Origin of the sequence: Ideonella azotifigens, from assembly GCF_006519715.1 — a bacterium.
Taxonomy (GTDB): Bacteria; Pseudomonadota; Gammaproteobacteria; order Burkholderiales; family Burkholderiaceae_C; genus Ideonella; species Ideonella azotifigens.
Genome location: NZ_VIDT01001037.1, coordinates 1 through 1407 on the forward strand (window position 1 = coordinate 1; position 1407 = coordinate 1407).

The 1407-nt window shown below is 70.9% G+C and carries 1 protein-coding gene; it reads right to left on the minus strand.

Annotation, left to right across the window (positions count from 1 at the left end; genetic code table 11):
- The coding region (locus FKP22_RS33150) for a hypothetical protein (RefSeq protein WP_170201182.1) at positions 1-1407 on the minus strand (1407 nt) is incomplete at both ends.

A 1407-nucleotide genomic window follows, 5' to 3' on the forward strand; every position in this document is an offset into this window, starting at 1 on the left:
CAGCACCAGGTCGCCGGGGCCGGCCACGCGGATGGAGGCCAGACCGAGCTGGATGTCGCGCCCGGCCTGCAGCAGGCTCAGCTCGCTGGCGGGCGCGTTGATGGCTGGCGTGTTGCCGTCCAGCCGCACAGCCTGCTGCTGGACCTCCAGGCCGGCGTTGACATTGCTGCCTGTGAGCAGGATGTCGCGTTCTGCCATCAACCGCACCGGGCGGGCCGAGCGCAGCGAGCTCTGCACCTCCAGGTCGCCACCCGCGGCGATCATGCGCACCGGCGTGCGGTCCGTGCGGTCCAGGCCGTTGCCGTCGCCGCGCGCGAGGTCGCCATAGCCCAGTGCGAGCCAGGCGCTGCCAGGCAGGCCCTGACCGTTCAGGCTCTGCGCGTCGATGCCGCTGTCATCCTGGTACGACACGCCTTGCGTCCAGCTGGCATTGACCTGCAGGCTGGTCGCCAGCGTGAGCTGCTGGCCGGCCAGCAGGTCCAGCCGTGCGGCAGCCGCTTCGGCTTGCTGGATGACCGGAGCGGCCAGGTAGCCGCCAACCTGCAGCGAACCGGATGGCGCGGCCATCAGCACCTGCGTTGGCAGCAGGTTGACGGTCTGCGCGTCGCCGGCGGTGTTGAGCGGTGTGTCGGGTTCGGCATCGGCCCGGTAGCGCAGGTCACCGCCTGCGGCGCGCAAGCTCAGCGAGGCCTGGCCATCCAGTCCGCTGATCCAGCGGCCATCGACGGCATGGCTGCTGACATCCGAGCCCAGCGTCAGGTCGCGCCGCGCACTGATGTCCATCGTGGTGTTCTCGTGCGCCAGCTGCAGCCCGGCAGTGATCGCACCGCGCTCGGTCAGCGCCTGGTTCTCCTGCCAGGCCACGTCGCGGCCGGCCTGCACCGTGAGCTCCCGGCCGCCGGCCTGGATCAGGCCACCGACCACGTCGCGCCCGGCCTGCACATGCACGCTGCCACCGCCGTAGCTGTGCGCGCCGTCGGCATCAATGAAGCCTGTCGTCGGCGCAGCCAGCATCAGCTCACGCACATCCGTACCGGCGCTCACGTCGATGCAGCCACCGCCAAACGACGCCAGGCCGTGCTGGAAGCCGGCTTCGTAGGTGTCCGGCTCGGAAGTCCAGTAGACCAGCGGGCCGCGCTCGGTGATGCGCGTCCAGCCGTTGGCATGGGCCGACTGCAAGGTGTTGGTGTAGTACTGCTGGTACGGATCCGCGGTCACCGAGCGCGAGCGCACCGACTGGCCGGCGCTGACGCGCAGGTCGCCCGCGTCCACGCGGAACAGGTCGGCCTGGCCTAGCGTCTTGCTCGCGGCCAGCGCCGCCGCATCGGTGCTGCCCACGCCCCAGCTGTAGAGCCGGGTCTGGCCCTGGGTCAGGTCAATGTCGCGGGCGGCGGCCAGCGTGATGTC